The 926-nt window shown below is 76.5% G+C and carries 1 protein-coding gene; it reads right to left on the reverse strand.

The window, feature by feature from the left end; genetic code table 11:
* Positions 1 to 22: 22 nt before the first annotated feature.
* On the reverse strand, positions 23 to 926 hold a 904-nt coding region (locus DZG00_RS15845), incomplete at its 5' end, for a 3-methyladenine DNA glycosylase (protein ID WP_311135924.1).

Here is a 926-nt window from a genome sequence, read left to right on the forward strand (position 1 = left end):
AGGCGCGATGCGGCCGGCGCCCTCAGAGCCCGGCGGCGGCCGCGCGGCGGGCGTGCGCGAGCTCGTCGAGGATGCGCGCCCGCAGCGCGTTCGACCGCTCCGCGAACCCGCGCTGCTCGGACGCGTAGCGCGCCTTGCCCGCCGGCTCCTCGATCCGCACGGCCTCCAGCCCCAGGCCGGACACGTCGTACGGGCTCGCGCGCATGTCGAGCGAGCGGATGTCGCGGGCGAGCTCGAACGCGTCGAGGAGCGTCTCGCCGGCGACGAGCGGACCGAGCTTGGTCGCCCACTTGTAGACGTCCATGCCCGCGTGCAGGCAGCCGGGCTGCTCGAGGTCCGGCTGCGTCTCCCGCGTGGGCGCCAGCGCGTTCCGCGGCACGGCCTCGGGCGTGAAGAAGCGGAACGCGTCGATGTGCGTGCACGCCAGCTTGTGCGCCTCGACGACCTCGTCGGTGGCGGCGGATCCGAGGCGCAGCGGCAGCCGCTCGTGCCGCTGCTCGCCGGGGCCGACCTTGTAGACCATCGCCCACTCGTGCAGGCCGAAGCAGGAGAAGCGGCCGGGGCGCGCGGCCGTGCGGCCGAGGATCCGCTCGATGAAGGAGGCGGTGGATCCGCGCGCCTCGAGGTACGCCGACGCGTCGACCCGCACGCCGCCGGCCGCCCGGGTGTCGGGGACGTACCAGCGCCAGGCCGCGCGCTCGTCGCCCGCGGCGTCCGCGAGCACGACGCCCGCGCCCGGATGCCAGCGCCGGAGCAGCGACGGCTTGTGCGGGTAGTAGGTGAAGAGGAAGTCGTCGACCTCGTGGGTGCGGCCGGCGAGGCGGCGCGCGCGGAAGCCGGCGGAGAACGCGTCGGCCCGCTCCGTGTGGTGGGCGGCGCGGGCGCGCCAGGCGGCGGGATCCAGCACCGCGGGAAGGTCGCGCGCC

Origin of the sequence: Clavibacter lycopersici (genome assembly GCF_003576405.1) — a bacterium.
Lineage (GTDB): Bacteria > Actinomycetota > Actinomycetes > Actinomycetales > Microbacteriaceae > Clavibacter > Clavibacter lycopersici.